The following is a 26291-nucleotide window of genomic DNA, read 5'->3' as shown; positions in this document are numbered from 1 at the left end:
TTAAAGCCGCACCCCTAGTGTAAGGAAGTCCTTCTGGATGCTTCGCTTTAGCTCCCGCTTACTGGAGTCCTCCAAGAACGCAGCTTCAACCCCATTCAGGATGATTGCCGCCAGCTCACGAGTTGCGAATCCAAACTTATCTGCTAATATGCGGTATTCCCGGGTAATGTCCGTTCCGGAAACACTCGGATTATCCGTGTTTATGGTAATCTGAAGGCCCGCTTCAAAGTATTCACGAATCGGATAAACATCCCAGCTCACGACAGCCTTCGTCTGTATATTGCTGACGGGGCACATTTCAAGTGGGATACCCTGTTTAAGTACCATATCTAAAATGGCTGGGTTTTCCCTTGCCCTGATGCCATGTCCGATCCGTGAAGCACCGAGGTTCTTAACCGCTTCGTACACATTGTCAGCTCCCGCTGCCTCACCCGCATGTATCGTCACAGGAATTCCATACTTATGAGCGCGTGCAAACACCTCACGGAATAGCTCCGGCGGATAGGAAGCTTCATCTCCAGCGAGATCTACCGCAACGAGTCCTTTGCCGATATAAGCAGCTGCAGCCTCAATTACTTCTAGGTTATCAGCCTGTGTATGATTCCTCATACAAATCGCAATGGCACGAGCCACTGTTCCAAACTGCCTTTCTCCACGGCGCAGCCCTTCGATTACATAATGAATGGCTTCTTCCGTTGTCATGCCATTCCTACGATGCAGCTGTGGAGCAAAGCGCACCTCTATATAACGGCTAGTTATGACTGGCAGCTTGTGCGACTGTCTCATAGGCCACTCGCTCCAAAGCTGGCCCCGTCTGAAGAAATCGTGTTGTAAAATCAAATTTGCTTAAATACTCCGTTAGACTCGTGCATGTATCATTCACTTGCATGAACGGAAGCAAGGCTTCCTTCTCGTAGGCGGGCAGCTCAATGCCCTCCAGCTTTGCAAGCTCCAGAACCGTCTCCGGCCTGACACTGCCATCCAAATGAACATGAAGATCTACCTTTGGCAGCTGTTCCAATAGAGATTTAGCACTACTATGGTCCTGATTCATCGTCTATCTCATCCTTTCTTTAACAGCTACAAAAGCAGCTTCTAAGCCTTGCATCCGCAGTTAATCTGATATAAATATAATTCACTGAGATGACGTTTGATCCTTCTTTTAGCGATTTTCGACACCTGATTCTTAATACCTATCCGTTTTTTTGTGACCTTGGAGGAATTTGTCGATAAATAGCGAATTAACACCTAATCAACTTGTTTCCATATATTGGCCTACTAGAAGAGGAGATTCCATGAACGATAGATCAGACCCTACTATCATCAGCTACAAGACACCCATTCGTACATGGTTAATTCTATCCAGTATCCTGCTTATTCTCGGCGCACTTACTGGGTGGGCTACCAATGGCTATCGGGACCGACTTATAAAAGAAGTCTATCATGATGCAAACGTGGAGTTATCGAATAATGTCTCATCTCTAACCTTATCACTCGAGCGTCGCTTTCTTCTCTCCATTGGATTAAAAGCATTCGTAGAAACAGAGCTTGCACAGAATCAAACGCTGACGGAGGAGCAATTCAATTACTTCGCCTCTTGCTTTATCCAGCCCATGAAGGGCATTCGTAATTTATCCGTTTATCCAGACGGTAAAGCACAATTCGTCTACCCGCTCATCGGCAACGAGAAGATTATAGGTATGGACTTATTCCATCACCCGGATAGGCAAATCAGAGAACAGGCCGAACGTACGAGACAAACGACCAATATGACGCTGCTTGGTCCAAGGGAGTTGGCACAAGGCGGGCTCGGCATTTTAACTAGACAATCCATATTTATCAATAATCAGTTCTGGGGTTTTGTTTCCGTGGTGCTTGATCTTCCGCCGATTCTGCAAGAAGCCGGCTTACTAAAGGAGAAGGGAATCACTATCGCGTTAAGGGCGGATGGAAAAGTTCTTCTCGGGGATGCACATCTATTCGATCTACACCCAGGCTCCCTTTATCGGCATATTCAACTTGCTGAAGGCTATTGGGAGCTAGCCGCTGAGCCCAGTGCGAGCAAGCTCCATTCCATCCAGACCAAGATACAGGTTATTCGGATCATCTGCTCCTTCGCTTTGCTGCTCTTGCTAGCTTTTCTCTATGTCCAAATGACTCAGAAGGGCAAGCTTCATACCCGGGTGCAAGAGCGAACCACCAGTCTTGTCATGGCAAATCAACAGCTAGAAGCCACATACGAGGAGCTTACTGCGACAGAGGAAGAATTAAGAGAGCAATACCAATTACTTGAAGGCAATGAGAAAAAGCTTCGCTATATGGCTTATCATGATACGGTAACAGGCTTGCATAATCGCGTTTATTTCCAAGAACGACTGAATGATCTACTAGCTCATGCGAAGCTTCACCAACGTCCGTTCGCCGTTTTTTTCCTCGATCTGGACCATTTTAAAATGATAAACGATACTCTTGGACATACCTATGGTGACTTGCTCCTGCAAAAAGTCGGGCAGCGATTAACTAGCATTTTTACGGAGGGAGAAGCGGTTTCTCGCATTGGCGGTGATGAATTCACGATCCTTATACCCCGTATTGCTGACGAAGACCAAGCTAAGAATACGGCTCAGCAAATTGTCCAATTATTCCAACGCCCTTTCACCCTCCAGAGCGTGGCGTATTATGTAACGGCTAGTATTGGTATTACCCTCTATCCGAATCACAGCGAGGATGCCGCAACACTCATTAAATATGCAGATGCCGCCATGTACCAAGCCAAAGAAGAGGGAAAAAACAATTTCCGACTCTATGACAGCACGCTGAACCCGAATGCAGAAGAGCGAATGGAAATTAAGAACAGTCTGCGTTATGCGCTTGATCGCCAAGAATTCGTGATTCATTACCAGCCTCAGATTGAGGTCGGCAGCGGTCAAATCCTTGGACTTGAAGCGCTTATTCGCTGGAATCATCCAAAGCGAGGTCTCGTTATGCCCGGCAGCTTCATCTCTATCGCGGAGGAAACTGGGCTGATCGTGCCCATCGGAGAATGGGTGCTGCGTACGGTATGTGCCCAAAGTAAAGCATGGCAGGAGGCGGGCTTACCTCCCGTAAGAATCGCGGTGAATCTGTCTGGACGACAATTCGCGCAAAACCAATTAGCTGAACATATCCAAGAGATATTAACAGACACGGGTCTAGACCCCACTTATCTGGAGCTCGAAATAACGGAAAGTATGGCGATGCAGGATAAGAACTGGACCACACTTGAAGAACTAAGGAAAATGAATATTACGATTTCCATCGATGACTTCGGCACGCATTACTCTTCTCTTAGTTATTTGAAGCATCTACCAGTGAATAAAATAAAAATTGACCGTTCCTTCGTAGACGGTATTGCCAAGGACCCTAAGGATGAAGCAATTATTATGGCGATGCTGCTCGTCGCCAGACACCTGAACTTAACCATTCTTGCAGAGGGTGTAGAAACTGCTGAACAATACCTGTTCCTTGAGCACAATCAGTGCGATGAAATCCAAGGCTATTTCTTCTATAAGCCTCAACCAGCCGATCACATTCCGAAGATTTTACGCGAGCATGCTCCGGATACATTTATAACCCCAAGAAGCAACAGCTAGTGCCTCATTAATCACCTAGCTCGCATCTTTGCTTAAGAAATGACAGAAGAGAAGATGCGAAATATCTTACTACCATACAAATAAGGACTGACCTTGTGAAAAGCACAGAACGGTTCATCGTTCCGTACGCTCCTGCGGGTCAGCCCTTTATTTATTGAAAGCCTGCTTATAAACTACAATGTCAGACTATCATGCAGTTCTGCATGCTCCACCCGGTTCCGGCCAAGTCTTTTTGCACGGTACAGAGCCTCATCGGCCATTCGGAACAACTGATCTGCTACCAAAGCCGAGCCTGGATAAGCTGCAATTCCTATTGAAAGAGTCACAGGTTTCCCGATCGGGCTATCCGTCTCCGCCATAACAGCACGGATCGTCTCCGCATAGCGTGCAGCTGTATCCAGCTCAGCTGCTGGAAGTAGAATAACGAATTCTTCCCCGCCGTACCGACAGCATACATGATCCTTTTCAAAATGAGTCCTCATGGATTGCGCCAAGAACTTAAGCACTTCATCACCCAGCTCATGACCGTAAGTGTCATTCACCTTTTTGAATTTATCGAGATCGAGTACCAGAATGACAAACGGCATTTTCTTCGAAATCCAATCCTCCATGTAAAGCCCCATCGTACGGCGGTTGAATAACCCTGTAAGCGGGTCAGTCTGGGCTACCATGGATAAATGATCAAACTGGTTGCGGAAATGATTAACTGCCATTCCGAACGCTTTGTGAAGAGCATTTGCCTCAGCATTCCAAGAGTTGATTCTCGGAATTTCATCCAATTGACTCTGGTGCGGAGAAAGCACGGCAGCATAATTCGCAAGCACGACAAGCGGTGCTGATAGGCGTCCAATAACCCCATAAATGAAGACCAAGAAAATAAGCAGCACAGGCAGCGTATAAAGCGCCATACGAAGGGCCAGATCCCTTGATGAAGCTAATACAACATTCGTAGGCGTTTGTGCTACGATTCCCCAGCCCGCTTCCTTAATGTAGGTGTAGCTGGCCAGCATATCGACTCCTCTTGTATTGATGACCCGCATCGCTCCGCTTTCGCCAGCTACGACCTTGCGAACAATGGGATTCTGGAGCACTTTCTCGCCGATTCTCTTCTCTTCTGGATGATAGAGCAGAACACCCGTAGAGCTGACAACATAGGCATAAGAACCATTCTTACGATCTGTTGAATTTCCTAGCAGTGTATTCATTAGATTGGATCCATGCAGTCGCATAGTTCCGCCAATATAGCCAAGATACTGATTGTTGCTATCAAATAAAGGCTGACTGACCATAATAATCAGCGCTTTCGTCGTCCCTATATAAGGTTCGGAAATAAGGGGTTTCCGCTCCCTCAGCGCTTGCTGTGCCCCCACTGTCGTAAGCTTCTTCCCTTTTAAGTCAAGCGTGTTTGGCGAGGTTGACAGGACATACCCAGTCTTATCGACAATTAGACTCCCCGTAAAATTGGAATGACTGCGGCGGAACAAGTCAAGCTGCTGATCAAGATCCGGCCTGGATAAATCCTTGGATAAATATTCTCCGGTTACTTCAAGACTTTCTCTCATCGAAAGAAATACTTCATTTACGGTATCGGCGATTCGATTCGAATAAGTCTGGTTAAGCTGTAAGGTCATGCTGAAAAGCGATTGTTTCTCGTTACGATAACCGACTAATGCACTTAAAGTCAGAGTCAATAACACAGACAGCACTACAAGAAAGCTCACCATAAACCGGAGTGTAAAGCCTTTTCTGCGCTTCATGGCATCACTCTCTTTTCACGGAATGGTAATTGTATTCGACAACGCCCGATGATTTCCCCCTTTATTTGTCGTTTTATGAAAGATTTTTAATTAGAATATCCGAAAAATTGGAAGTACGGGTGTTTCTATGCTTGTTTGATTGACCGGAATGTAACAATAAGCAATAATAAGCACGGATGATTGAACAGATCACGAGATGGATACAGAAAGGAACTCTTAATCATGCCTCATAATGCTCATCGTCAATCACAAACTCTGACACGCTCCGGGCGCCTTTGGACCGCTGTCATTCTAGGCTCGCTCAGTGCCTTTGGACCGCTGTCTCTGGATATGTATTTACCTTCTTTGCCTAAGCTTGCGGATGATCTGCATACCACGACTTCGTTGACCCAGCTTAGTCTGACAGCTTGCCTGATCGGTTTGGCCTTGGGACAGCTCTTTGCTGGTCCCATAAGCGACGTCCGCGGACGACGTATTCCTCTTCTGGTCGGGCTGATCGGCTACACCGCGTCATCCCTGCTATGCGCGTTCGCTCCTTCCATCTGGACCTTCATTCTCCTTCGATTCGTTCAGGGGCTTGCAGGGTCAGCAGGCATCGTTATTGCACGCGCTGTTGTCAGGGATCTCTACTCCGGGACTGAGCTGACAAAGTTCTTCTCCCTGCTCATGCTCGTCAATGGGATAGCCCCAATAGCCGCTCCCATAGCCGGCGGGCAGCTGCTTCACTTTACATCCTGGCGCGGTGTCTTTCTCGTCCTTGCTGTCATAGGCGTAATTATGCTGCTTGCCGTTCTGCTCGGATTGCCCGAAACCTTACCTGCGGCTAAGAGAATGAAGGGCGGGATCATGAACACGTTATCCACCTTCCGAACCCTAGCACGAAATCGTGTTTTTGTCGGATACGCGTTATGCCAAGGTCTTGTACTCGGGGCGATGTTCGCTTATATCTCCGGCTCACCCTTTGTCCTTCAGGATATCTTCGGCGTCTCGCCGCAAATGTTCAGCTTATGCTTTGCTATCAATGGTCTTGGCATTATCTTAGCCAGTCAGGTTGCTGGCCGATTAGCAGGCCGAGTGAATGAAACCAAGCTGCTGCTGATTGGACTTTGCCTGGCTGCATTCGGCGGTGTCATGCTGCTTGGAATGATTCTTATCAGCGCTGGACTAGCAGCCATCCTTATCTTCTTATTCATAATCGTATCATGTGTGGGACTTGTCTCTACTCTTAGCTTCTCACTTGCCATGCGTAATTTAAGCCATTCCGCAGGCAGTGCATCCGCATTGCTTGGTGTATTAACTTTTTTACTTGGATCTCTGGCGGCCCCGCTTGTCGGTCTCGGCGGCAGTCTTACAGCCGTGCCTATGGGAATTATTATCGCCGTTATGGAGGTAGGTGCACTGTTGATCTTCGCACTGCTTGTCTTGAGCCCTTCTTCACAAGCCGCTGACACGCTTTCGAAGTAAAGCTGCCCCTTTTCCACCGAACCTACACTCCTCCGTTGTCATATCATGATACAGTTGCATCTGAAAGGAATTCGGCTCGTCAGCCTTTCTTGTGCAGCTAGTCATCCTATCCTGTACAACGGAGATGAACAGATGCCTCTTCCCAAGATAGATATATTAATTCCAGCCATCGAGAAGGATCTAGGGACACTTCCCTACGTGATCGACAGCGTCAGGAAACAAGTTAAACATCCTATCGGTAAGTTTATGATTGTATCCCCAGACAGCAAAAAAATTCGCCAGTTATGCGCAAGAAAGGGCTGTACCTTCATCAATGAGAAGACCGTTCTGCCCATCACGAAGAAGAGCATTAACTACCAATCAGCCAGATGGGATCGATCGGGATGGCTGTTCCAGCAGCTGCTTAAGCTAGGCGGCAGTAAACTCGGCAAACAAGATTATTATTTGGTCATTGATGCGGATACCGTGCTTATAAGGCCGCATGTTTTTAAGACCACGGGAGGGCGCACCGTCTTCTACTATCGCAAATGGAGCCAGCCTGAATATTTTAAAACCTATAAGAAGCTGATGGGCCGGAAGGCCGACTCTCCCACCTCATTCGTCACCCATTACATGCTATTCGAGCGCGCAAAGGTTGCCCGGCTGAAGAGAATCATTGAAGCCAAGCATCAAACGAGCTGGCACTCCGCCATTATTCGCAGCATTAACAAGAAACAGCAATTTGGCTTCTCTGAATTCGAAACGTACGGGAACTTCCTTCACGCCCATTATCGAAACCAATATGTATTGAAAAAAGCCTTGAATACGAGCTTGCATATGAATGCCTCTGGACTCACCGAAGCCAAACGTAAGAAGCTTGCCCTCAAATATCGCTCCGTCTCCTTCCATAAGCGCAAAGCCTATTCGAAACGACCTTAATCATGGGTGCAAGTGAAGTAATATTAATAAAGGCTCATGGCTCCTCTACTTAAAGAGGGACCACGAGCCTTCGCTGTATGCTTCTTTATTAATCGATATAACCGACAATTCCTTTATCCAGCAAATATTCCATCTCGGCTTCCAAAATATTCTCCACCGTGATTTCATCTAATTTAACAGTCTGCTGCTTAAGAATGTAATCAACGAGCTCATCGCTATCGATCTCGACTTCCCCATTGGCATCCTCTTGCGCACTATCAATGAACTTCTGCTCGAATTGCAATACGAGCTGAATGCTCTTCGCATCTACTTTTGTTTCAGCGGCTATATAAGCTACTAGCTCTTGTTCGTTAATCTCTGATTGCGGTTGTCCCTGTTCTTTACTCATCGCTCGAAACACTCCCCAAGTTTATTCGCATCTCTATTGTACCACAACGGGGTATGAAACCGAAAAAGACCCCCTACAGCTGCTGCGCCTCATTACCAGACCGGACGAAACCTTGTGCTTTCGCTATTTCCCGTTGCATATAATCCTATACATTCACGTAGCGGAAAGGTTTAGAATGAAGGAGGAAAGGAGTGATTCCTCTGCAAATTAAAGAAGTCGCAACCAAGCTGAACATTTCTCCGCGAGCCATTCGATTTTATGAGGAGAAAGGGTTAATATCCCCGATCAAACAAGCTCACAATCAATATCGAACTTTTACCGAACAGGACATATGGAGATTGCAAACGATCCTCTCCCTCCGTGAAGCCGGCATGCCGCTGGAATCGATCAAGCATGCGCTTGCAGAGATGGACGAAGATAACATACAAGAGCTGCGGTATTATTTGGAGCTTCAACGCTCCGTCTTGGTAGCCAAATGGTTAGAGATGAAGCAGGTCATTGAGACCACTGATCATATGATCACCCTGCTCAAAGTGAATCGCACCTTGCCACTCGAAGCGATTTACAAGCTGGCGGAAGGCTCTAAGACTCTGAAGGAGCAGCGGACAGCATGGAAGGATACGTGGCATTACGATGAATTGGCCCCTACTCACGACGAGCGGGCAGCCAGCCACAGTGGTGAATACACCTACTACGAGGATACACTGAATCTCATTGTGAAGTGGGTGTCCGCTATACAAGGAGAGCATGGACTTGACTTAGGTACCGGAACAGGGAATTTAGCGGGGAAATTCATTGCGGGCGGCATTCATATGTCTGGGGTTGATCAGTCCAAAGAAATGCTGCGGCACAGTCAGCGCAAATATCCGACACTTGAAGGGCGGCTTGGCAACTTTCTAGCGATTCCCTACCTTGAGGGAGTGTTTGATTTTGTCGTGAGCAGCTTCGCCTTTCATCATCTTACAAATGAACAGCAGCTTCTCGCTCTCACGGAGATGCGCCGAGTACTAAAGCCTCGCGGGCGAATCTGTATTGCTGGACCCATGAGCAGTCTTCTTCATCTTTCTCACTGGTTTGAGGAAAATGGTTACCTGCTGAAGCAGCAGCTGATCCATACTGTCATTCCTATTATCTATGCGGTCCCCATTCGATAACCACGGGACTATATTAAGCAAGAACATCGATGTTTAGCCGCCCTGCAGCATCGATAGAAATTGACGTGTCCGCTCCTGCTGCGGCTGGTTAAACAGCTGCGCGGGCGGACCTTCCTCGATAATCACGCCGTTATCCATTAGCATGACGCGATCCGCTACCTCTCTCGCGAACTTCATCTCATGGGTCACAATCATCATGGTTCTGCCTTCCTCTGCCAGCCGCTTAATCACCTTTAATACATCCCGGACAAGCTCTGGATCCAGAGCCGAGGTTGGCTCATCGAATAGAAGCAGCTCTGGATCGATTGACATTGCCCGTGCGATGCCCACGCGCTGCTGCTGTCCGCCTGAGAGCTGATGTGGATATGCCTCTCCCTTATCCGCAAGCCCCACCTTCTCCAGAAGCACCATTGCTTTAGCCTGCGCTTCTTTCCTTGGCCTCTTCTTTACCGTGATCTGCCCCTCCATCACATTCTCAAGAGCGGTCAGATGAGGGAACAAATGATACGACTGAAACACCATACCGCTCTGTTTTCTTAAAGCAAGGATCTCAGCTTGCTTAGGCTTCAAGCCTTGCTGAAATGTGAGCTGAGCTTGTCCAATCGTTATCGAACCCGAAGAAGGCATTTCCAGCACATTCATGCACCGAAGCAAGGTCGTTTTACCTGAACCTGAAGGACCGATAATGACTAAGACTTGACCTTTGGCCAAGCTCAGATCAATCCCTCGCAGCACCTCTAATGAACCAAATGATTTGGTTAGGCTTCTTACCTCTATCATGATGTCTCCCTCATCCTCATCCTCATCCTCATCCTCATCCTCATCTTCATCTTCATCTTGCATGATACCGATCATAGTGATGTTCTAATCGCCGCTGCAGCACAGAAAGCACACTGCAGAATAGTAAATAAATGAGCGCAACCTCACAATAGAGCAGCAAGGGCTCATAGACGACTGCTGTAATTTGCTGACCCTTCTGGAACAGCTCCGTTACCGTTACGACAGAAGCCAAGGAGGTATCCTTCACGAGGCTGATGAAGGAGTTAGACAGCGGCGGAACCGATACACGCGCCGCCTGCGGGAGTATGATGCGACGAAGCGCCTGCAGCCTAGTCTGCCCCAGGGAATATGCAGCCTCCCATTGACCCTTGGGAATGGAGATAATAGCAGCGCGAATAATCTCGGCGGCATAAGCCCCAACACTAAGCGAGAACCCGATAACCGCAGCAGGGAAGGCATCGATGGTAACACCAATGCTCGGCAAGCCATAGAAAATAATGAATAGTTGAACGAGCAGCGGGGTGCCTCGGATAATCCAGACGTAGAATTTTGCTATCGCTGCAAGTACAGGAAAGTCAGACAAGCGAGCAAGCGCAGTAACCATGGCTAGGATTAAGCCAAAAGTAAATGAAAGCAGTGTCAATGGAACTGTAAAAGCTACCCCCGCATGAAGCAAGGGTAGGAAAGAGTCCAGGAAGATATGCAGCAGCCGCTCGGTTCTATCACTCATCGTCGCCGTCCACCCTTCTTACTTCGATACATCCGCGCCAAAATATTTTTGCGAAATACCTAAGTAAGTCCCGTCTGCTTTCATATCCTTCAGCGCCTTATTCACAGCTGTTATCAAAGCCTCGCTTCCCTTGGGAAACAAAAAGCCGCTTTGTGAGGCGACATCCGTCTCATCGACGACTTTGATCGCAGTATCAGGCCGCTGCTTCTTGAGATCCAGATAGGAAAGTCCGTCATTGATGGTGGCGTCGATTCGCTTGGATGCCAGCAGATCAATCGCTTGGTTGAATCCATCTACCTGAACGATCGTGGCACCATTAGCCTTGGCAATATCCGATAGATTGCTCGTCAGCGACTGTCCAGATTTCTTGCCCTTCAGATCAGCCAGCTTCTTAATATCCGTGTTATCCTCACGGACGATCAACACGGATTTGGACACGATATAAGGATCGGAGAAATCATACTTCACTTTGCGGTCATCACGGATGGAAACCTCATTGGCTACCATATCAAATCGTTTGGCATCCAATCCGGCAAGCATCCCATCCCACTTCGTTTCGACGAAGGTTGCCTTTACGTTGAGCCGCTTAGCAACCTCCTTCGCAATATCCACATCGAAGCCCATAAGCGTTCCTGCTTGGTCATGGAAAGTGAAAGGTGAATAGGTTCCTTCAGTCCCGACACGGAGCTCCCCACTCGATTGAATGACCTTAAGTGCGTTGCCCGTCGGTTTCGCCGTGTTCTCCTCTTTCTTCTTCCCGCAAGCCGTACACATAAGTACAACTGTTAATACAAAAACCAATCCTGCTGTTCTATATTTTCTCATCTACAATCCCCCCAAATCTAGGGGATAGTATGCCATCTTTTCCCTTCATTCATTCCACTGGTCCATAGAATCACTTTTTGAAATTAACGAATGAGACTGGAACTCCACCCATTGAGACGGATTGAACGGATAACGGAAATACCGAGCTCCACGTCACGGCGTCATATACATCAACGTCTGGACTGCGCCCCTCTTCGATAGCGGATACAAACTCTTCCAGCACGAAGAAATCCCCCCCTCCATGTCCGGAGCTACTCGCTTCCTCCGCCCACCGCTGCCATGAAGGATGCTCCCACTTATCCGAATATTGAGAGAAGTTCTGCCACTCTGCATGCGCAGCCCCGCCATGGTTAGCGGGAGAGCGCCCCGGCGATTTATCCTTTAACCAAACGACCGGCTCCTCTCCCTCATATCGTGGCGATAAGTATGCTCCTTGTGTTCCCTGCAAAGTATAATGATTCATATTGTGCGGCCGAGAAGACTGGATATCATATTTAAGCGCGATAAGGGCTCCTTTTTTCGTGCGGATTAACGTAACGGTTGCATCCCCGCCCCTCCAGTAGGAGGAGTCCGAACCCGGATGCTCCGACCCGAAATGCTCATTGAAGTAGCTGGCAGCCGCCCTGCTTTTGGAAGTGACGGTTACCAACGATTCAAGTTCGTCACCTCCCTCGCGGTTAATGCGCAGCCACTTCGCCACCGGTCCCAAGGAATGCGTAGGATACGTACATCCGTTGTAATCCCGCACTAACCGCCCGCGCCAGGTCAGGTTCCCATCCCGGTCGTGCATCAAGTCCCTTATATCATGCGTATAACCGCACTCCGCGTAGACCAACTCTCCGAATAAATCATGCTGCAGCATGTTTTGGAGCATCATATTACTTCGTGTATAACAGTAATTTTCCGCCATCATATAAGTCAGCCCTGTCTGTTCAACGGCTTTCACCAATTCCCAGCAATCCTCAAGCGTATGTGCAGCTATCACTTCACTAATCACATGTTTACCTGCCCGCAAAGCTTGCACGGCTTGATTAGCATGGATAAATAATGGAGTAGCCAAGAAAACTGCATCAATCGAAGGATCTTCCAGCAACCTCTCATAGTCGTTGTATGCACTTGCCGTCGGAAATTCCTTCTTCCATTTTCCCAATACTTCTATTTGATTGTCGCAAACCGCAACCAACTCCATGCGCCCTTTCAGCCTGGCCAAGCAATTGCTGAAATAAGCGCCTCTTCCTCCCCCAACCACGGCTAACCGAATCGCGTTTTTTATCATTTTGACTGAACCTCCCAGTTATCCCTTAATCGAACCAATCAACAAGCCCTTAATGAAATACCTTTGCAGGAAAGGATATACAAAAGCGACGGACAGTATGGTGATGACCGTAATGGCCATCTTGAACGTTTGCGGCGTAATAGCGGTTAGCCGCTTCTGCCCTTGGCGCACAATTAAAACTGACTTGATTATAATTCCTCTTTGGTATTCCTAACCATGTCCGAATTTCAATCGTATATGTTTATTTTTTAGTTTTTATTATTTATTTACTGGCTGCCAGTGTGAAGGAGAAGGGGCTAGAAGAGAAGCGCGGGAAGCACTCAGGTCCAATAAAAGGAAGAGCCTCCCCCCCCCCCTATTGATGAATTCATAACCCCAATATATCCCTGTTCCAATGTGCAGAAAAAAATAACCGAATGACGCGAGTTATCTCACGTCATTCGGTCATTCATCGCTATGATATCTTCTTAGACACAGTGACAGTGACAGTGACAGGGACTGGCACTGGCACTGGCACTGGCACTGGCACTGGCACTGGCACTGGTATTGGTATTGGTATTACCATATTTCCAGCGGTGAATATTACTTGGGAAGCGTCATTTGCAGAAAATGAGGGAATGTCTCAACGACTGATGCCCCGCTGTAAGTCTGAAAAGCTGCGCTAAATGTACTGATGGGCGATAAATGAACCGCATCCAGCGGAATACGATACTCGATCGCCGAAGCGGACGCGGCATACCCGGTAGGCTGTACCGGAATGTCCGGATAGCGCACGACAGACTTCCAGCTCCAATCGCTGCCGCTTCCCGCATATTCAAACAACTTTCCATCCTCCACCATAAAGTCCGCACCCGTCGATTGTGTCGGTCCCCATGATGCGGATTGATATCCGGTGTCCGGGTTGTTGTCGGTGTTTAACAACAGCCGTCCTTTATTACTTGTTAATCCCGTTCCTTCAACAAGAACATTTAGATGGTATCCATCTCCGATAGCACTAATTTTATGAATGCTGCCCGTTCCCGAAGCCGATGAAGTAGCGCCATGCCCGGACCAATCTGCTGCCGACCCATCCGCTTTGATTAATTCCCCGCGGAAATCGACGTGCAGCAAGCTGTCTGTCGTACTTGGCAGCACCTTCGGCAATGTCTCTGTGGCTGTGGCCCCGGTGTACTTCATATATGCGGCGGTAATTTGACTGAACGGATAAAGCTTGTTTCCGCCGACCGACGTCAGAAGCTCTAATGGAATTGACGCTTCAATAACGGTTCCTGCACTATTAACGGCATAGCTGATAGGTTCCGTAACCTCTTTCCACAACCATGACGTCCATCCGCTGCTGGTCCAAGGATCACCCAAATGCTTCAGCAAAATCCCGTTCTCAATAATAAAGTCCGTTCCTGTGTAGGCATTGCCTAACCATTCCGGGAACTGGTAGCCCGAATACATATTATTATCCGTATTCAGAATAATTCGTTGTCCCGGCGTATTCAATCCCGTCCCTTCCACGAGCAAATTCAAGTTCGTTCCGTCGATGGCTGCGCTCATCTTCGCAATCGATCCTGTTCCGGTAACGGACTGCGCGGCTGTCCCACTCCACTCCGTGCTGTTTCCATCCACCTTTACGGGAATGTATTTCAATAAATCGTAGGTTTTACCGAAATTGTTCGCGCTGTACGTCGTAAGCGCATTAAACGGTGAATATCCACTCAACGCTCTCCAGTCATACGCCGGAGGGAAATACAGCAGCTTCATGCTGAATGACGGGAGAAACCCGTCCGCCCAGGCTCGCTCAGCTGAATAGCGAATAAGCTCAGGCTGGAACGGAGTGTTGTAATCCAGCGTAAATACATGAAACTTCGCATCCGGTTGATTTACCGGTTTGCCGGAGCCATCACGAACAAGCGTGCCATCGGCGTTAAATTTGAATCTAGCCTTGTTGATAACATCGCGTTTGCTCATGTAGTCCATCTTCCTCGGATGATCATAAGGCGTGTATACGCCATAGGCTTCCGAATTGCCAATGGGGGCTTCCGCTGTCTCGTCCCACATCATATCGCCGACCCATGTATTTGTGTAGCTCTCGAACAGCACGGCATCGACCGATGAACGAATATCATAGGCCCCGCCGCGCATGAGATGCACCCCGCCGCCGGAAAATATTTTCTTGTCCGGATACTTCTGCTTAATTTTTTGTACCAGCTGCCCCATGCCCCATGCTTTATCCGTATGAACCGATTCTGTAACATCAACTGTATCCAGATAAAAGCCGTCAAATCCACGAGCCACTAGCCCTGGCAGCAGCTCATCGAGAACTTTCTTCTGCCAGTTCTGATTCGTTGGATCGATGAAACAGGATGGCCAATTCAAGTCACACTCCGGATTCCCTTCGCTATCCTTGAAGAAGATGTCCGGCGAATTACCTTCCCTTGCGTCTTGACCGACCGAAATATAGCCCACTATAAAAATATCAGGATTAATCGCTTTAATCGCCTTCAGCTTCTCAGGGGAGACCGCGCCGGAGAGCGCCAGCAGATCATAGCTCGCAAACTCCTCGGCATCGATCGAATCTTCCACGGTATAATTAAATAATAAATCCGTTACTTTACTCCAGTCGCCAGTTGATGCTGGAACGCTCGGGTAAGCCGTTGTCGAAGCTGTAATGGTAACGCTTGGGCCCGAAGCGTAACCGTCCGTATCGATGGCTTCCACCTTATAGGAATGAGCCGTCGAAGGCTGCAGCCAGCCATCGGTATAGGAGGTGGTCGTAGACCAACCCGCATATTCAAGCTTACCCGGTTTGACGCGATAGATCTTATAACCCTTTACGCCGTTATTGTCTGTAGAAGGTGACCAATTAATCTGCAATTCGGTGCTTCGCGCATTCGTTACGTTTAATCCAATTGGAACGGAGGGACGCTCCGAATTAGCTGACTTTAACGTATAGGCTGCAAATCCATCGGTTTTAGCCGGGAGCCGTTCAGATTTGGAGTAATAGTTAACGAACCCGACTTTAATAGACTGACCCGATGATAAGCCGAGGTCACTTAGCGGAATTCGCGCTTCGATTAAGCTGTCCGACTTTACGATCTGGCCGCTCCCCTTATACTCGGCTATTTTATTCCAACTCCAATCCGTCCCCGAGCCCGTATAACTCAGCAGAGTGGCTTTGTCCTTCTTCGCGTTCCGCACTTGTCCTAGGGCAGTGACGGGGTCCAATTCGATACTTGTTTCCACAAGATAATCCGCTCCGCTGTTCTTGTCCCATCCCGATTCCTGGTAACCCGTAGTGTCGCTTCCATCCGTATTTAGATAAAAAGAAGAAGTTAGGGTGGAGAGCCCGATGCCCTCGACCAATACATACAAATAAGAAGCGTCATTCGTCACCCGTAATGCACTCACAGTAGTATGCTTGCCGCGGATCAGCGGAGGAATATCGTTCCATTCATCCATTCGACCGTCTACTTGGATCGAAGGATACCATGAAGCCTCCGTACGATTAGGCGGAATAAACCCGCTCAAGAGCAGCATGGCTAACAGTCCAAGCAACCATTTCTTCCTCATTTTTATGCCTCCTTTTCAGTCATGCATTCTACATTCACTTCATTCATGATTACTTTCGAATAGTGAGACTTGCAAAGCCGCTGAAAGGTTCTACTTCAAAAGGATGCATCAATGTCCGATTCCCGGTATCGGTATAAACATGAACGTAAAGCGCCTGTTCCGCTTGTCCGGCAAGTCTGACTTGAATCAAGCCATCCTCTTCTTTGTACACGTTGGAACTGATGATCCGGGTCAGCGCCTTATCCTTGCAGTAACGCGCCACTTCATCATAAGAGCGGTATAAAACATCCCAGCCTTCTAGCTGCATGGAAATCCGCTCTACAATTGCGGTCCATTCCTCCGGCTTCAGCACCGAAATCCTTTGCTCATGGGTCATCAAGGTACCGAAGAAGCCACTGGCGATACCCATTTTCACAGCATTAACTGCCTTTAGCACGGCCATCTCGATATCGTTGTGCGTACTTTCCTCCGCAAATGTCGTACAGCCAAGTAGAAACTCCCCTGGACCAAGAAGTTGATCCGCTACCTTATAACCGCCGAGATGATGCCCCATTACATTCCAGAATTCCCCCTCCGTATCGAGCGGAGCGTAATGAAAGCCCTGATGACCATAAGGATACGGCGCCCACGAACGCTCGGATTTTGCAAACGGGATTCCGTGAGGGACAAACGACATCGAATAGCATTGACCTCTGGCCAACAGAAAAGGCAGGCTGTTTATTCCTATTTCACTGAAGTGGCTGTTAACCGTGCGCGATGGGTTGATACCTGCCCACTCGAACCATTCGTCCAATCGGGCAAAATGCCCCGCAAGCTCATCAGTGCCATACTCCTGCCCATCATGATGCAGATAGATCTGATCTGGAACCGAGCACTCCAGCTCGCTGAACGCATGCGCCCCGAACTCGGCCTTACCTTCGTTGTAATACCCCCGGGCAGCCTCGGCTTTGTCTTCGTCGATATCGTTCAGAAACAATCCAATATGCGGCAGCCAGCCGTAATCATTCAGCACGCGAATGTAGTTAAAACGGTCATGCCCAGAAGCATCATCTATACGGCATACGGCAAAAGGTGGCATGCTCAGCATAATGAACGGTTTGCGCGCCACCCAGACCATCGACCGCCAAAGTAAATCGTCCAGCCCCATCGCGTGACCGAACACTTCCGGCAGCCATATGCGCGGCGAGAACAACAGCGCAGCCCTCCGTCCCTTTGTACTTCTACTGTCAGCGGGCGCATAGGCTATGATAGCTGGAGAGCCATTATCCGAATAGGCAAGACTTTCAAAGCCTGGTTCTAATCCCTCGATATAGGAAGCGCTTACATTTTGTGGAAGCTCATGTGTTACCGGTGACAGCTGCATGCATGTAATATCGTGCAGGTTATCCGGTATGTACAGTTCTTGAAGCGGCTGTTCCTTCATCGATGACGCTCCAAAAAATCGCCAAATTTCCGGATCCGCTTCCCATAAAGCTCCGTCCATGTTTAGAACGCCAATGCCAGAATCGGAAACCTGAACAATGTAGCTCCACGCCATCGCAGGCAAAGCTGCCGCAACGCCGTCATGCGCCAGAATGACGGCGGCGCACTGAGGCGCTTCTTTCTTAATACGCCGCACATATGCGCCCCCGTCATCACTGATATCCAACACCCGGAAAGGTATTCCGAGATGCTGGAGCACAGGCATGATTCCGGCTTCGAACGAGGCAGCCCCTTCCTGGAACCGACTATTTGTGAGAAACAGAAGGCAGCCATTCCCCTCATTCTTACCGGTGGTATGCTTTTTTTCGATTGTAACTCCCTCCTTTGCTTCTCCAGATGATAGATTCGTAAAACTCAAGTTCGTCCGAATTATCGTGCCCATTCGATCGTGCGGAATGTGCTCGTTTCCGCTGATTCAGTCGCTTTCAAACAAGTTAGGGCACTGAGTAAACCATCTTCAAGCGTTGTTTTGGATTGTTCCTTGCCCTTCATGATTTGAACAAAGTTGTGTAATAGCTTGGCGTCACCTCCTCCATGCCCCTCGTAAGCGTTCACGTCAAGTCGATGCGTAACAACTCGGGGCTCATGATGCATTTGCACCGTTAGCTCACCTGTATACCAATCGAACTCCATCGTTCCCTTGTATCCAATCAGGCGTGCCCCGCGCTTCCCGGCCTCTCGACGGACGAAGAAGTTCTGCGAGTAAGAGACGTGCATGCCTGACTCATAACGAATTAGCGCGCTTCCCGAATCTTCGTTGCCGGTATCTTCTGCGAAGCAGCAGTACTCACCGATCTGATTGACAATTGTGCTTTCCGGGCAGGTATGCTTTTCTTCGCAATCTACACACTTTAACCCTGCCTTATGATGACCCTTGAAAACCTGCTTTGATTTCATCGCACATACCGCTTCCGGCTTCATGCCAAGCAAATAGTTAATATAATTGAAGTCATGGGTAGCCTTCTGCAGAAAAAGGCCGCCTGTTATGCGCTCGTCCCGATACCAGTTGTGGTAGTAGATTCCGCCGTAGGGAACGTTGTTAACCGCTTGGACGTGCTCAACCGTACCAATCTGTCCTGAATCGACGATTTGTTTGGCCAGCTCGACGAGAGGCGTATTTCGCAGCGGGAACGACACGACCACCTGTGATCGGGAAGCCTCGTATCCTTGTTTCAGACGGAACAAATCTTCATAATTCGTAGCTACGGGCTTCTCAAGAAATAGCGGTAAATTACGCGCGAGCACCTTTAGCGCCATCTCGGTATGCAGGTTGCAGCGGGTGCCAATTACGACACCGTCCAGCTTCTCTTGTTCCAGCATTTCATCCGCATGCTCGTACCAGGCGATATCATCTGCCCCATCTTCGAGCTGTGTTCGGAGCTCCTCCCACCTTGGATCGGCGATAGCCGTTATACGGCAGCTCGAATCCAGCTTGGACAGATCCTCAAATACGTGACGGACCCGCAGTCCGTATCCGATAATTCCAATTCTCATCGCGATTTCATCCTATCCTTTGTAATCATTTCTGGGATGTATAATTTAATATTGGAAGTAGCTATTCTTTAACGGAACCGAGTACGATTCCATGAACGAAATACTTTTGCATGAACGGATATACGATTAGGATCGGCACAATGGAGACGGAGATCTTCGCCGCATTCAATGTCTGATTCGATAGCTTGGCGAGCAGCGACATCTTGGTATGATCAATGTTCTGTGCGCTGATTTGTACGACTAACTGCTGAATATAAGTCTGAAGCGGATACAGCTCCGGGGTCCTCATGAAAATCAATCCATCAAAGAATGAATTCCAATGCGTGACAATGCTGAATAACGTAATCGTTGCCAAAGCAGGTGTGGATAATGGAATGAAAATTCTAACAGCCATATACCAGGGGCCCGCTCCGTCAATATACCCCGCTTCACTGAGTTCCTTCGGTAAACTACGGAAAAAATTCATCAGTAAGATGACATTAAACACCGGCACAGCTCCAGGCAGCACTAAGGCCCATATGGAATTAAAAAGACCGAGAGTCTTCATCAAAATATAAAGTGGAATGATACCGCCGCTAAATAACATGCAGAAAACAAGAAACCACATATATAGATTACGGTACCGGAATTCCCGAGACGTTCGGGACAGAGGATAGGCCATCAGCACGCAAAGTCCGAAATTGACTGCCCCGCCCAGCACTACCCGTTTGACCGACACCATAAATGCCTGGATAAAAGACGAATCTGACAAGATGACGTAATAGGAGCTAACATTAAATCCAACCGGCCAAAACGTGACCCGCCCCGCCGCAGCATACGCCTTGTCGCTAAGAGATACCGCAACTGTATGCCAGATCGGCCCAAGAGACATGCACGCAATAAGCGTCATGATGATAATCAGCGTTACATCCGCCATTTTCGAAGTCATCGTTCGGCTCTCAACCAAACTGCTCACCTGCTTTGCTGTTGAGTAATAGATTTGTAGGATTAGAAAATTCGATAATTGGCAAATCGGTAAGCCAATCCATAAGAGAACATAATCAGGATGAACGAAATGACCGATTTCATCAGCCCAACCGCGGTCGCAAGACCAAATTGCGCCTGCAGCAGCCCTGAACGGTACACGTAAGTATCAATAATATCCGCCGATTCATAAACCATAGGATTATACAAATTAAAAATTTGATCAAACCCCGCATTCAAAATATTGCTAATGCTCAGCGTCCCCATCAGAATAACGGTAGGCAGCAGCCCTGGAAGCGTAATATACAGCATGCGTTGTCTTCTAGTCGCTCCGTCAATAGCTGCCGATTCATATAACGAAGGACTAATGCCTGTAAGCGCAGCCAAATAAATAATGGCTCCAAAGCCGAATTCCTTCCATACATCGCTGCTCACAAGAATGGCGGGAAACCAGTTATTGCTCGCCAGAAAGAGAATTCCCTTTCCCCCGAACATCCGAATGACCCCATTTACAATTCCGTCTAGCGACAGCATCTCCACGATAATCCCCGAAATAATAACCCAGGACAGAAAGTGCGGGATGTATACGATCGTTTGCACCCAGCGTTTGAACATCCGCAGCCGCAGTTCGTTCAAGAGCACCGCGAACACGAGGGGTACGACCAAATTCATGACGATTTTGCAGCTTGCAAGAAATAACGTATTGTAAAATATAAGCCGGCTGTCCGACATCTGGAGCATATATTGAAAATTTTCAAGTCCGATCCAGGGAGATCTCCAGATACCGAAACCGAGCTTGAAATCCTGAAATGCCATAATCAGCCCGAACATGGGTATCACGCTAAATATGCACAGCAGAATGATACCCGGCAGCAGCATCAGATGGTAATGTTTCTCGAATGACCGGTATCTCACAGCTTCCACCCCATTTTGGCATTGCAGGGCAGCGCCATATGCCTAAGCCGAAGCCCATTCATACGCCGGCGCTAGCCCCGTCTTTATTTCTTTTATTTTTGCTTGCTCAGTTCAGCTTCAATTTCAGTGATAATCTCGCTGCCACCTTGGCTTTTCCATTTCTCTACGAAGGTATCGAACGCTTCGAGCGGCACTTCACCCATAATGATTTTGTATAATGTTTCGGTTTCCAGCTTCTGCAGGTTTCCCCACTTGCGCTGCATGGTCTTTGTCGTTGCCGTATATTCGTTAAATACCTTTCGATCCGCTGGCTGCATGATAGCACCCCCGCCATTCAGGAACGCATATGGAGGAGGCCAATCGCCCGCATTACCCCTCGGATTGGCATTATCACGCTGCCATTGCTCGAATAATACTTTATCCCCGGCTTCTTCTATGTCTTCCGGCTTTATTTCACCGCTAATTGCCTGCTTCAGCTTAGTAGCTGTCTTTTCCACTACATCGGTGTCCACATAAGTTGTATATAAGGGATATAGTGGGGCGATTAAAGTCGGATCCAGCTTTTTGTAATCATCCAACCGCTCTTGAGCACGGGCTCTTTCCTTCTCGTCCTTGCTCTTCAGATCGTCTCCGCCTGTATACCAGTTAATATAGGTCATAACCGCATCCGGGTGCTTAAAGCCTTTCTTCACAACAACAAAGTGGGAACTGATCGGTACCATATGCGTGTTGAGCTTGCCTTCCGCATCGGCAATCCAATAGGGCTTCCAATTTGCCTTTGGATCATTCTTAATGGATTCATACAAGTTCCATGGCGCCCACCAAGGGCCGAAGAACATGCCTGCTTCTCCACTCGATATGAGTTGATTCGGGTCCTTGCGCAGCGCGAATTCCTTATCGATCAGCCCATCCGCATACATGCTGCGCAGCTTGGCAATCGCCGCCTTCGTCTCTGCTGTAGTTGAACCATATACAATCGAACCGTCCGCTCCCTTCTGCCAAAGGCCAGGGTAAGCGTTATAAGCAGCGAATAGTCCCGTAAAATCATGCATGCCTGCATAACCATTCGAGTACAGTGTCGAACCCGATCCGGTCAAACCTATCGTATCCGCTTTTTTGTTTCCATTGGGATCCTGCTGGACGAAAGCCTTTGCAATCGCTTCCACATCTTCCGTAGTTTTGGGTGCAGGAATATTGAGCTTATCCAACCAATCCTGCCGTACCCATAACAGACTGATCGATTCAGCAAGTCCGCTTAAATTAGGGAGCGCCATCAGTTTGCCGTCATAGGTCGCTTTACCTAACGCCACGCCACCTGTTGCTTCGTACTTGAGCTTCAGTTTCGGCTGCGCATATTTGTTGTACACTTCGGTCAGATCCTCAAGCTGCCCAGCAGCAGCCAGCTGCCGGAATGTCGTTTCATCGACCAGCATGACATCCGGGATGTCATTGCTGGCAATTGCCAGCTGCTGCTTCTGCACGAAATCCTGTCCTGTAGCGTACCAAGCCACTTTAAAGTCGATGTTCGTATGTTTCTTGACGAAACGCGAGACTGAATTGTCTTCAATCGTTTCCCCTTCAGGCAGCTTTAGCCCTGGAGGAACATCCTTTACAATTGTAATTTCAACGGGTTCCTTATACTTGTAATAATTGAACGCTTCTTCTGGCTGTTTATCTCCCTGTGCGACTTGCCCTTTCCCGTCATCCCCTTTTGTTGACGACTCAGCTGGTTCCTTGTTAGATTCCTTGCTCCCACTGCATGCTACTGCCGTCATTGCAACGAGCAGGATAGCTAGTGTTGCCCCGATTCCTTTACTCCATGTGCTCCCCTTCATTTGGCGCCCTCGCTTCGGATGTATTGGTTGTGAATCTATTTTAAGTATGAGGTAGACTCCCCTCTTGGGGGACCAAAATAGTCTCACCTTTTCCACTATTTTCGTCTCTAGTACAAAACAGGCGCAATCCAGTAGATAAGATTGCACCTGTTTTCGTATCATTTTTGACCTCTTACATCTTTACGGTAGATACTCGGCAGCAGTCCGGTTGCATTTCGAAACACTTTGGAGAAATATTTGTCGTTCGGGTATCCCGATTGAGCAGCGATCCAACCAATGGATTTGTCCGTCTGCTGAAGCAGCGCCTTGGCCCGTTCAATGCGTAGGTCCCTGATATAATCGTTAAACGTAAATCCCGAAATATCATGAAAGCAGCGGCTGAAATAGCTCCGACTCATGCCTACCATCCTGGCGATCTGCGGCATCTGAAGCTCTTCCTCCAGATGGCCGCGGATATGGGCTTGCGCTTTCATTATGCAATTCACTACATCAGACGAATAGGGCAGTGTCCGCGTGGATTCGCTAACCACAAACCGCAGCCGCCTGAGCCAATCCGACCATTGCTGCCAGGTGTGCAGGCCGTCCGTATCCATATGGGGGTGAAGCTCCGGAATGATCTTCTCCCAATGAGATACCGCTGCTTCGAACAGCATCTCGATGCGTTCGGGAGCAAGACGCCTCTCCTCCATCTCCCCAAGCAGCTGGGCGAACCGTTCGTCATCGATCATCCAATCGAACGAACACCATCTTTCCTTTAGCGTCTGCAGCTCCTTCTTCCCTGTCTCCACAGATTCGTTCCTAGCAGAAGCTGCCGGAGTTTCGTAGAAATCATTAACAGTAGGACTATGCACTCCGTTTACCTGATCGTCCTCTGAAATCCGCAATGCGATCCGCCGCAGTACCTCATCCATGCGGTCTTCTTCCAGTTCCACTTTCGTAATATAGTCGAGTGCACCGAGGCGGATTGCCTCCTGAGCGTATTCAAATTCGTGATGAAACGTCAGCACCACCATACGAAGGCGCGGAAGCAGCTGTTTGGCTTGCCGCATGAGTTCGATTCCGGACATGACCGGCATGGCCAGATCTGTAATTAATAAGTCAACCGGATTATCGCGAAGAAAGGCCAGCGCCTTTTCCCCATTGTTGACATCCCCTACGACCCGTAGGCCATGCTTGCTCCAGGGCATGATTGTGATAAAACCATTCCGCACCAATTGATCATCATCCACAACAAGCACATTAAGCATCGCCTTTCACCTCCCGTATAATAGGCAACCGAAGCGTAATAATCGTTCCCGTATCCGGCTCGCTTTCGATGAATAGCTTCGCGCGATCTCCGAAATGCAGAGCGATGACCTTCCTCACGTAATTTAAACCAATGCCAAACCCGGCGGCGCTGGGGGCACTATCCGTTTCGGTATCTCTGAGCTTACGCAGCTGCTCCTCCGTCATCCCAATTCCGTCGTCCCTAACCTCGATCAGCGCATCCGAACCTTCCGCGGCAATGCGGACCCATATCCGCCCGTCATCCTTCAGACCATGCAGAAGCGCATTCTCAACCAGCGGCTGCAAAATAAACCGGGGTATGAACCAATCCAGATTGCTTTCCTCAGCCTGAAAATCGATCTCATAGTGAAATTGATACCGAGCGGATTGTACCGACATATAATTTTGGAGCGCTTCCAACTCATCGCGTATTTGCGCTGTTTCGCCCTTGTTGAGGTTATAATGAAGAATTTTATTTAACGATGAGACCAGCTTATCAATCTCCTTCTCCCCCCTCATCCTGGCCAACCATCGGACCGTATCGAGCGCATTGTAAAGGAAATGGGGATTAATCTGGTGCATCAGCTTCTCGACTTCCAGACGTGCTTTGCGCTGTTCCCTTTGCTCCGCTTCCAGCAGCAGCATCTCAATCCGCGAGCGCATGGATTCGAAGCTATTATGAATACGGTCGAATTCCATAATCGAAGCCATTCTTCCGTTGCTTTGCGACTTGGAATAGGGAACAAGTCTCATATCCTGCGAAAGCTTCTTCAATGGTTCGTACACCGTGCGCCATAGAATCCAGGCCACCAGACAACCGGCAGCTAGCGACAGGATCGTCAGCGCGGCAAATTGCAGCAGCCAGCTTCGAAGCTCTCTGTCATAGGAGGCCTTCGGGATGGCGGCTACCAATCTCCAGTTTTGTTTTTCGTTCAATTCCTCGAAAAAATAATGCCCCGCGTAACCGTTCTGATTTCGCTCACCAGACGCATATAGGCTTCCGGTAGGAAACAACTTTTCATCCTCGCTGAATAGAATCCGGCCTTCAGAATCAACAATTAAATGAGCGGTGTCGGCCACCGATTGATCCATGCTCAGGAGTGACTCGGCCAGCTTAAAGCTCGTTTCTATATACACATATACATTCTCTTCGTCTGCTAGATTAACGTTACGGACAATCGAGAATACCTGATGGCCATCCCACGGATTCAAAGAACGGTGTGGTCCATTGTACGAAATCGTACCAAGCTTGGATAGAACGGGAAGATCGAGGATATCAACACCCTCCTCGATGCTATAATTTTCAAACATGACTTTTCCTGAATTCGCAAAATAATAAAAAGCGAGACCCATAGATGGGTTCGTAAATGTAACCAGGCTGAGCTCGTTCTTGATCTCATCAAGGAGCTGCTTCTTCTCATAGATATCGGCCTTCAGATATAGATCGAGATTTTTGCCGATCCTACCGTCTAAAGCCAGCTGTTGAGAGGCATGATTGAGCTGATCAAGTGTACTCTCCAGCGACAGCATGACTTGGTGCAGATTACTTCGTACCCCCCGTTCGGCTTTATTCTCCAGAACAGAATAGATCGATGCATAGGATATGGTACCAATCAATGCAAGCGGAATCATTGTCGTTACAATCAGCATGATGGTCAACCGATTTTTAAGCGAATAGGGAACAAAACGTTTGATCAATGCCATCGTTAATCCTCCCGCAGGCCTCGTAGTTGGAAGTTGTGAGCGCGAAAAATAATAGGAAAAGTAAAATTGCTTCTCTCTTTTCGCCCTCCTTCATACAAAGCATAACTCGAATAGAGTGCAAGATAGAAACTTGTCCCTAATACTACA

At 48.4% G+C, this 26291-nt stretch carries 21 protein-coding genes; 4 read left to right on the top strand and 17 right to left on the bottom strand.

What is annotated here, in order from left to right:
- The gene (gene add, locus EKN16_RS25020; protein ID WP_260182437.1) at positions 1–786 is read right to left on the bottom strand and encodes an adenosine deaminase; all 786 of its coding nucleotides are present in this window, start codon (positions 784–786) and stop codon (positions 1–3) included.
- Entirely contained in the window at positions 752–1054 is a 303-nt protein-coding gene (locus tag EKN16_RS33555; protein ID WP_260182436.1) for an amidohydrolase family protein, read from the bottom strand. The genes add and EKN16_RS33555 overlap by 35 nt, the downstream gene beginning before the upstream one ends.
- Positions 1055–1295: 241 nt before the next feature.
- On the opposite strand from EKN16_RS33555, the gene EKN16_RS25015 reads away from it, so the two are divergent.
- On the top strand, positions 1296–3632 hold the full coding sequence (locus EKN16_RS25015; RefSeq protein ID WP_125663402.1) for a bifunctional diguanylate cyclase/phosphodiesterase: 2337 nt from the start codon (positions 1296–1298) through the stop codon (positions 3630–3632).
- Between the two features lie 173 nt (positions 3633–3805).
- Here the strand turns inward: EKN16_RS25015 and EKN16_RS25010 are convergent, their stop codons facing one another.
- Positions 3806–5389, bottom strand: coding sequence for a sensor domain-containing diguanylate cyclase (locus tag EKN16_RS25010; RefSeq protein ID WP_125663400.1), 1584 nt, complete (start codon positions 5387–5389; stop codon positions 3806–3808).
- Between the two features lie 222 nt (positions 5390–5611).
- Between EKN16_RS25010 and EKN16_RS25005 the strand changes: the two genes are divergently transcribed.
- Both EKN16_RS25005 and EKN16_RS25000 read left to right on the top strand, forming a co-directional pair.
- Positions 5612–6853: a multidrug effflux MFS transporter gene (locus EKN16_RS25005; RefSeq protein WP_125663398.1), complete on the top strand. Its 1242-nt coding sequence runs from the start codon at positions 5612–5614 to the stop codon at positions 6851–6853.
- A gap of 132 nt (positions 6854–6985) precedes the next feature.
- Complete coding sequence (locus EKN16_RS25000) at positions 6986–7771, top strand: DUF6492 family protein (protein ID WP_125663396.1); 786 nt, start codon at positions 6986–6988, stop codon at positions 7769–7771.
- A gap of 88 nt (positions 7772–7859) precedes the next feature.
- Here EKN16_RS25000 and EKN16_RS24995 read toward each other — a convergent pair whose 3' ends face one another.
- Positions 7860–8159, bottom strand: a complete 300-nt coding sequence (locus tag EKN16_RS24995; protein WP_125663394.1) for a hypothetical protein — start codon at positions 8157–8159, stop codon at positions 7860–7862.
- A 200-nt stretch (positions 8160–8359) separates the two neighbouring features.
- On the opposite strand from EKN16_RS24995, the gene EKN16_RS24990 reads away from it, so the two are divergent.
- On the top strand, positions 8360–9313 hold the full coding sequence (locus EKN16_RS24990; protein ID WP_125666657.1) for a MerR family transcriptional regulator: 954 nt from the start codon (positions 8360–8362) through the stop codon (positions 9311–9313).
- A 33-nt stretch (positions 9314–9346) separates the two neighbouring features.
- Here the strand turns inward: EKN16_RS24990 and EKN16_RS24985 are convergent, their stop codons facing one another.
- The 13 genes from EKN16_RS24985 to EKN16_RS24930 all read right to left on the bottom strand — a co-directional run bounded on the left by EKN16_RS24985 (position 9347) and on the right by EKN16_RS24930 (position 26144).
- Positions 9347–10093, bottom strand: coding sequence for an amino acid ABC transporter ATP-binding protein (locus EKN16_RS24985; RefSeq protein WP_125666655.1), 747 nt, complete (start codon positions 10091–10093; stop codon positions 9347–9349).
- 52 nt (positions 10094–10145) lie between these two features.
- Complete coding sequence (locus tag EKN16_RS24980) at positions 10146–10823, bottom strand: amino acid ABC transporter permease (RefSeq protein WP_125663392.1); 678 nt, start codon at positions 10821–10823, stop codon at positions 10146–10148.
- An 18-nt stretch (positions 10824–10841) separates the two neighbouring features.
- Entirely contained in the window at positions 10842–11648 is an 807-nt protein-coding gene (locus tag EKN16_RS24975) for an amino acid ABC transporter substrate-binding protein (RefSeq protein WP_125663390.1), read from the bottom strand.
- A 70-nt stretch (positions 11649–11718) separates the two neighbouring features.
- Entirely contained in the window at positions 11719–12924 is a 1206-nt protein-coding gene (locus EKN16_RS24970; protein WP_125663388.1) for a Gfo/Idh/MocA family protein, read from the bottom strand.
- A gap of 18 nt (positions 12925–12942) precedes the next feature.
- Positions 12943–13095: a hypothetical protein gene (locus tag EKN16_RS32490; RefSeq protein ID WP_164522988.1), complete on the bottom strand. Its 153-nt coding sequence runs from the start codon at positions 13093–13095 to the stop codon at positions 12943–12945.
- 411 nt (positions 13096–13506) lie between these two features.
- Complete coding sequence (locus tag EKN16_RS24965; RefSeq protein ID WP_125663387.1) at positions 13507–16485, bottom strand: endo alpha-1,4 polygalactosaminidase; 2979 nt, start codon at positions 16483–16485, stop codon at positions 13507–13509.
- 49 nt (positions 16486–16534) lie between these two features.
- Positions 16535–18349 (bottom strand): hypothetical protein, encoded by a 1815-nt coding sequence (locus tag EKN16_RS24960; protein ID WP_125663385.1) that lies wholly within the window; start codon positions 18347–18349, stop codon positions 16535–16537.
- A complete protein-coding gene (locus tag EKN16_RS24955; protein WP_125663383.1) occupies positions 18337–19461 on the bottom strand; it encodes a Gfo/Idh/MocA family protein in 1125 nt (374 codons plus the stop codon). The genes EKN16_RS24960 and EKN16_RS24955 overlap by 13 nt, the downstream gene beginning before the upstream one ends.
- Positions 19462–19522: 61 nt before the next feature.
- Entirely contained in the window at positions 19523–20407 is an 885-nt protein-coding gene (locus tag EKN16_RS24950) for a carbohydrate ABC transporter permease (RefSeq protein WP_125663381.1), read from the bottom strand.
- 41 nt (positions 20408–20448) lie between these two features.
- Entirely contained in the window at positions 20449–21339 is an 891-nt protein-coding gene (locus EKN16_RS24945) for an ABC transporter permease (protein ID WP_125663379.1), read from the bottom strand.
- Positions 21340–21431: 92 nt separating this feature from the next.
- Positions 21432–23174, bottom strand: coding sequence for an extracellular solute-binding protein (locus tag EKN16_RS24940; RefSeq protein ID WP_164522987.1), 1743 nt, complete (start codon positions 23172–23174; stop codon positions 21432–21434).
- Between the two features lie 158 nt (positions 23175–23332).
- Positions 23333–24421, bottom strand: coding sequence for a response regulator (locus tag EKN16_RS32485; protein ID WP_164522986.1), 1089 nt, complete (start codon positions 24419–24421; stop codon positions 23333–23335).
- A complete protein-coding gene (locus EKN16_RS24930; protein WP_125663375.1) occupies positions 24414–26144 on the bottom strand; it encodes a cache domain-containing sensor histidine kinase in 1731 nt (576 codons plus the stop codon). Before EKN16_RS24930 ends, EKN16_RS32485 begins: the two co-directional genes overlap by 8 nt.
- Positions 26145–26291: the final 147 nt, after the last annotated feature.

Source organism: Paenibacillus baekrokdamisoli, assembly GCF_003945345.1.
GTDB classification, from domain to species: Bacteria; Bacillota; Bacilli; order Paenibacillales; family Paenibacillaceae; genus Paenibacillus_Z; species Paenibacillus_Z baekrokdamisoli.
Note: the sequence above shows the minus strand (reverse complement) of the source record. Positions and strands in the feature narration are given on the sequence as shown.

What these genes read in the sequence shown, in the direction of transcription:
- add (WP_260182437.1), bottom strand. Translation starts at nt 786, where the DNA reads ATGAGACAGTCGCACAAGCTGCCAGTCATAACTAGCCGTTATATAGAG.
- EKN16_RS33555 (WP_260182436.1), bottom strand. Translation starts at nt 1,054, where the DNA reads ATGAATCAGGACCATAGTAGTGCTAAATCTCTATTGGAACAGCTGCCA.
- EKN16_RS25015 (WP_125663402.1), top strand. Translation starts at nt 1,296, where the DNA reads ATGAACGATAGATCAGACCCTACTATCATCAGCTACAAGACACCCATT.
- EKN16_RS25010 (WP_125663400.1), bottom strand. Translation starts at nt 5,389, where the DNA reads ATGAAGCGCAGAAAAGGCTTTACACTCCGGTTTATGGTGAGCTTTCTT.
- EKN16_RS25005 (WP_125663398.1), top strand. Translation starts at nt 5,612, where the DNA reads ATGCCTCATAATGCTCATCGTCAATCACAAACTCTGACACGCTCCGGG.
- EKN16_RS25000 (WP_125663396.1), top strand. Translation starts at nt 6,986, where the DNA reads ATGCCTCTTCCCAAGATAGATATATTAATTCCAGCCATCGAGAAGGAT.
- EKN16_RS24995 (WP_125663394.1), bottom strand. Translation starts at nt 8,159, where the DNA reads ATGAGTAAAGAACAGGGACAACCGCAATCAGAGATTAACGAACAAGAG.
- EKN16_RS24985 (WP_125666655.1), bottom strand. Translation starts at nt 10,093, where the DNA reads ATGATAGAGGTAAGAAGCCTAACCAAATCATTTGGTTCATTAGAGGTG.
- EKN16_RS24980 (WP_125663392.1), bottom strand. Translation starts at nt 10,823, where the DNA reads ATGAGTGATAGAACCGAGCGGCTGCTGCATATCTTCCTGGACTCTTTC.
- EKN16_RS24975 (WP_125663390.1), bottom strand. Translation starts at nt 11,648, where the DNA reads ATGAGAAAATATAGAACAGCAGGATTGGTTTTTGTATTAACAGTTGTA.
- EKN16_RS24970 (WP_125663388.1), bottom strand. Translation starts at nt 12,924, where the DNA reads ATGATAAAAAACGCGATTCGGTTAGCCGTGGTTGGGGGAGGAAGAGGC.
- EKN16_RS24965 (WP_125663387.1), bottom strand. Translation starts at nt 16,485, where the DNA reads ATGAGGAAGAAATGGTTGCTTGGACTGTTAGCCATGCTGCTCTTGAGC.
- EKN16_RS24960 (WP_125663385.1), bottom strand. Translation starts at nt 18,349, where the DNA reads ATGGGCACGATAATTCGGACGAACTTGAGTTTTACGAATCTATCATCT.
- EKN16_RS24955 (WP_125663383.1), bottom strand. Translation starts at nt 19,461, where the DNA reads ATGAGAATTGGAATTATCGGATACGGACTGCGGGTCCGTCACGTATTT.
- EKN16_RS24940 (WP_164522987.1), bottom strand. Translation starts at nt 23,174, where the DNA reads ATGAAGGGGAGCACATGGAGTAAAGGAATCGGGGCAACACTAGCTATC.
- EKN16_RS32485 (WP_164522986.1), bottom strand. Translation starts at nt 24,421, where the DNA reads ATGCTTAATGTGCTTGTTGTGGATGATGATCAATTGGTGCGGAATGGT.
- EKN16_RS24930 (WP_125663375.1), bottom strand. Translation starts at nt 26,144, where the DNA reads ATGGCATTGATCAAACGTTTTGTTCCCTATTCGCTTAAAAATCGGTTG.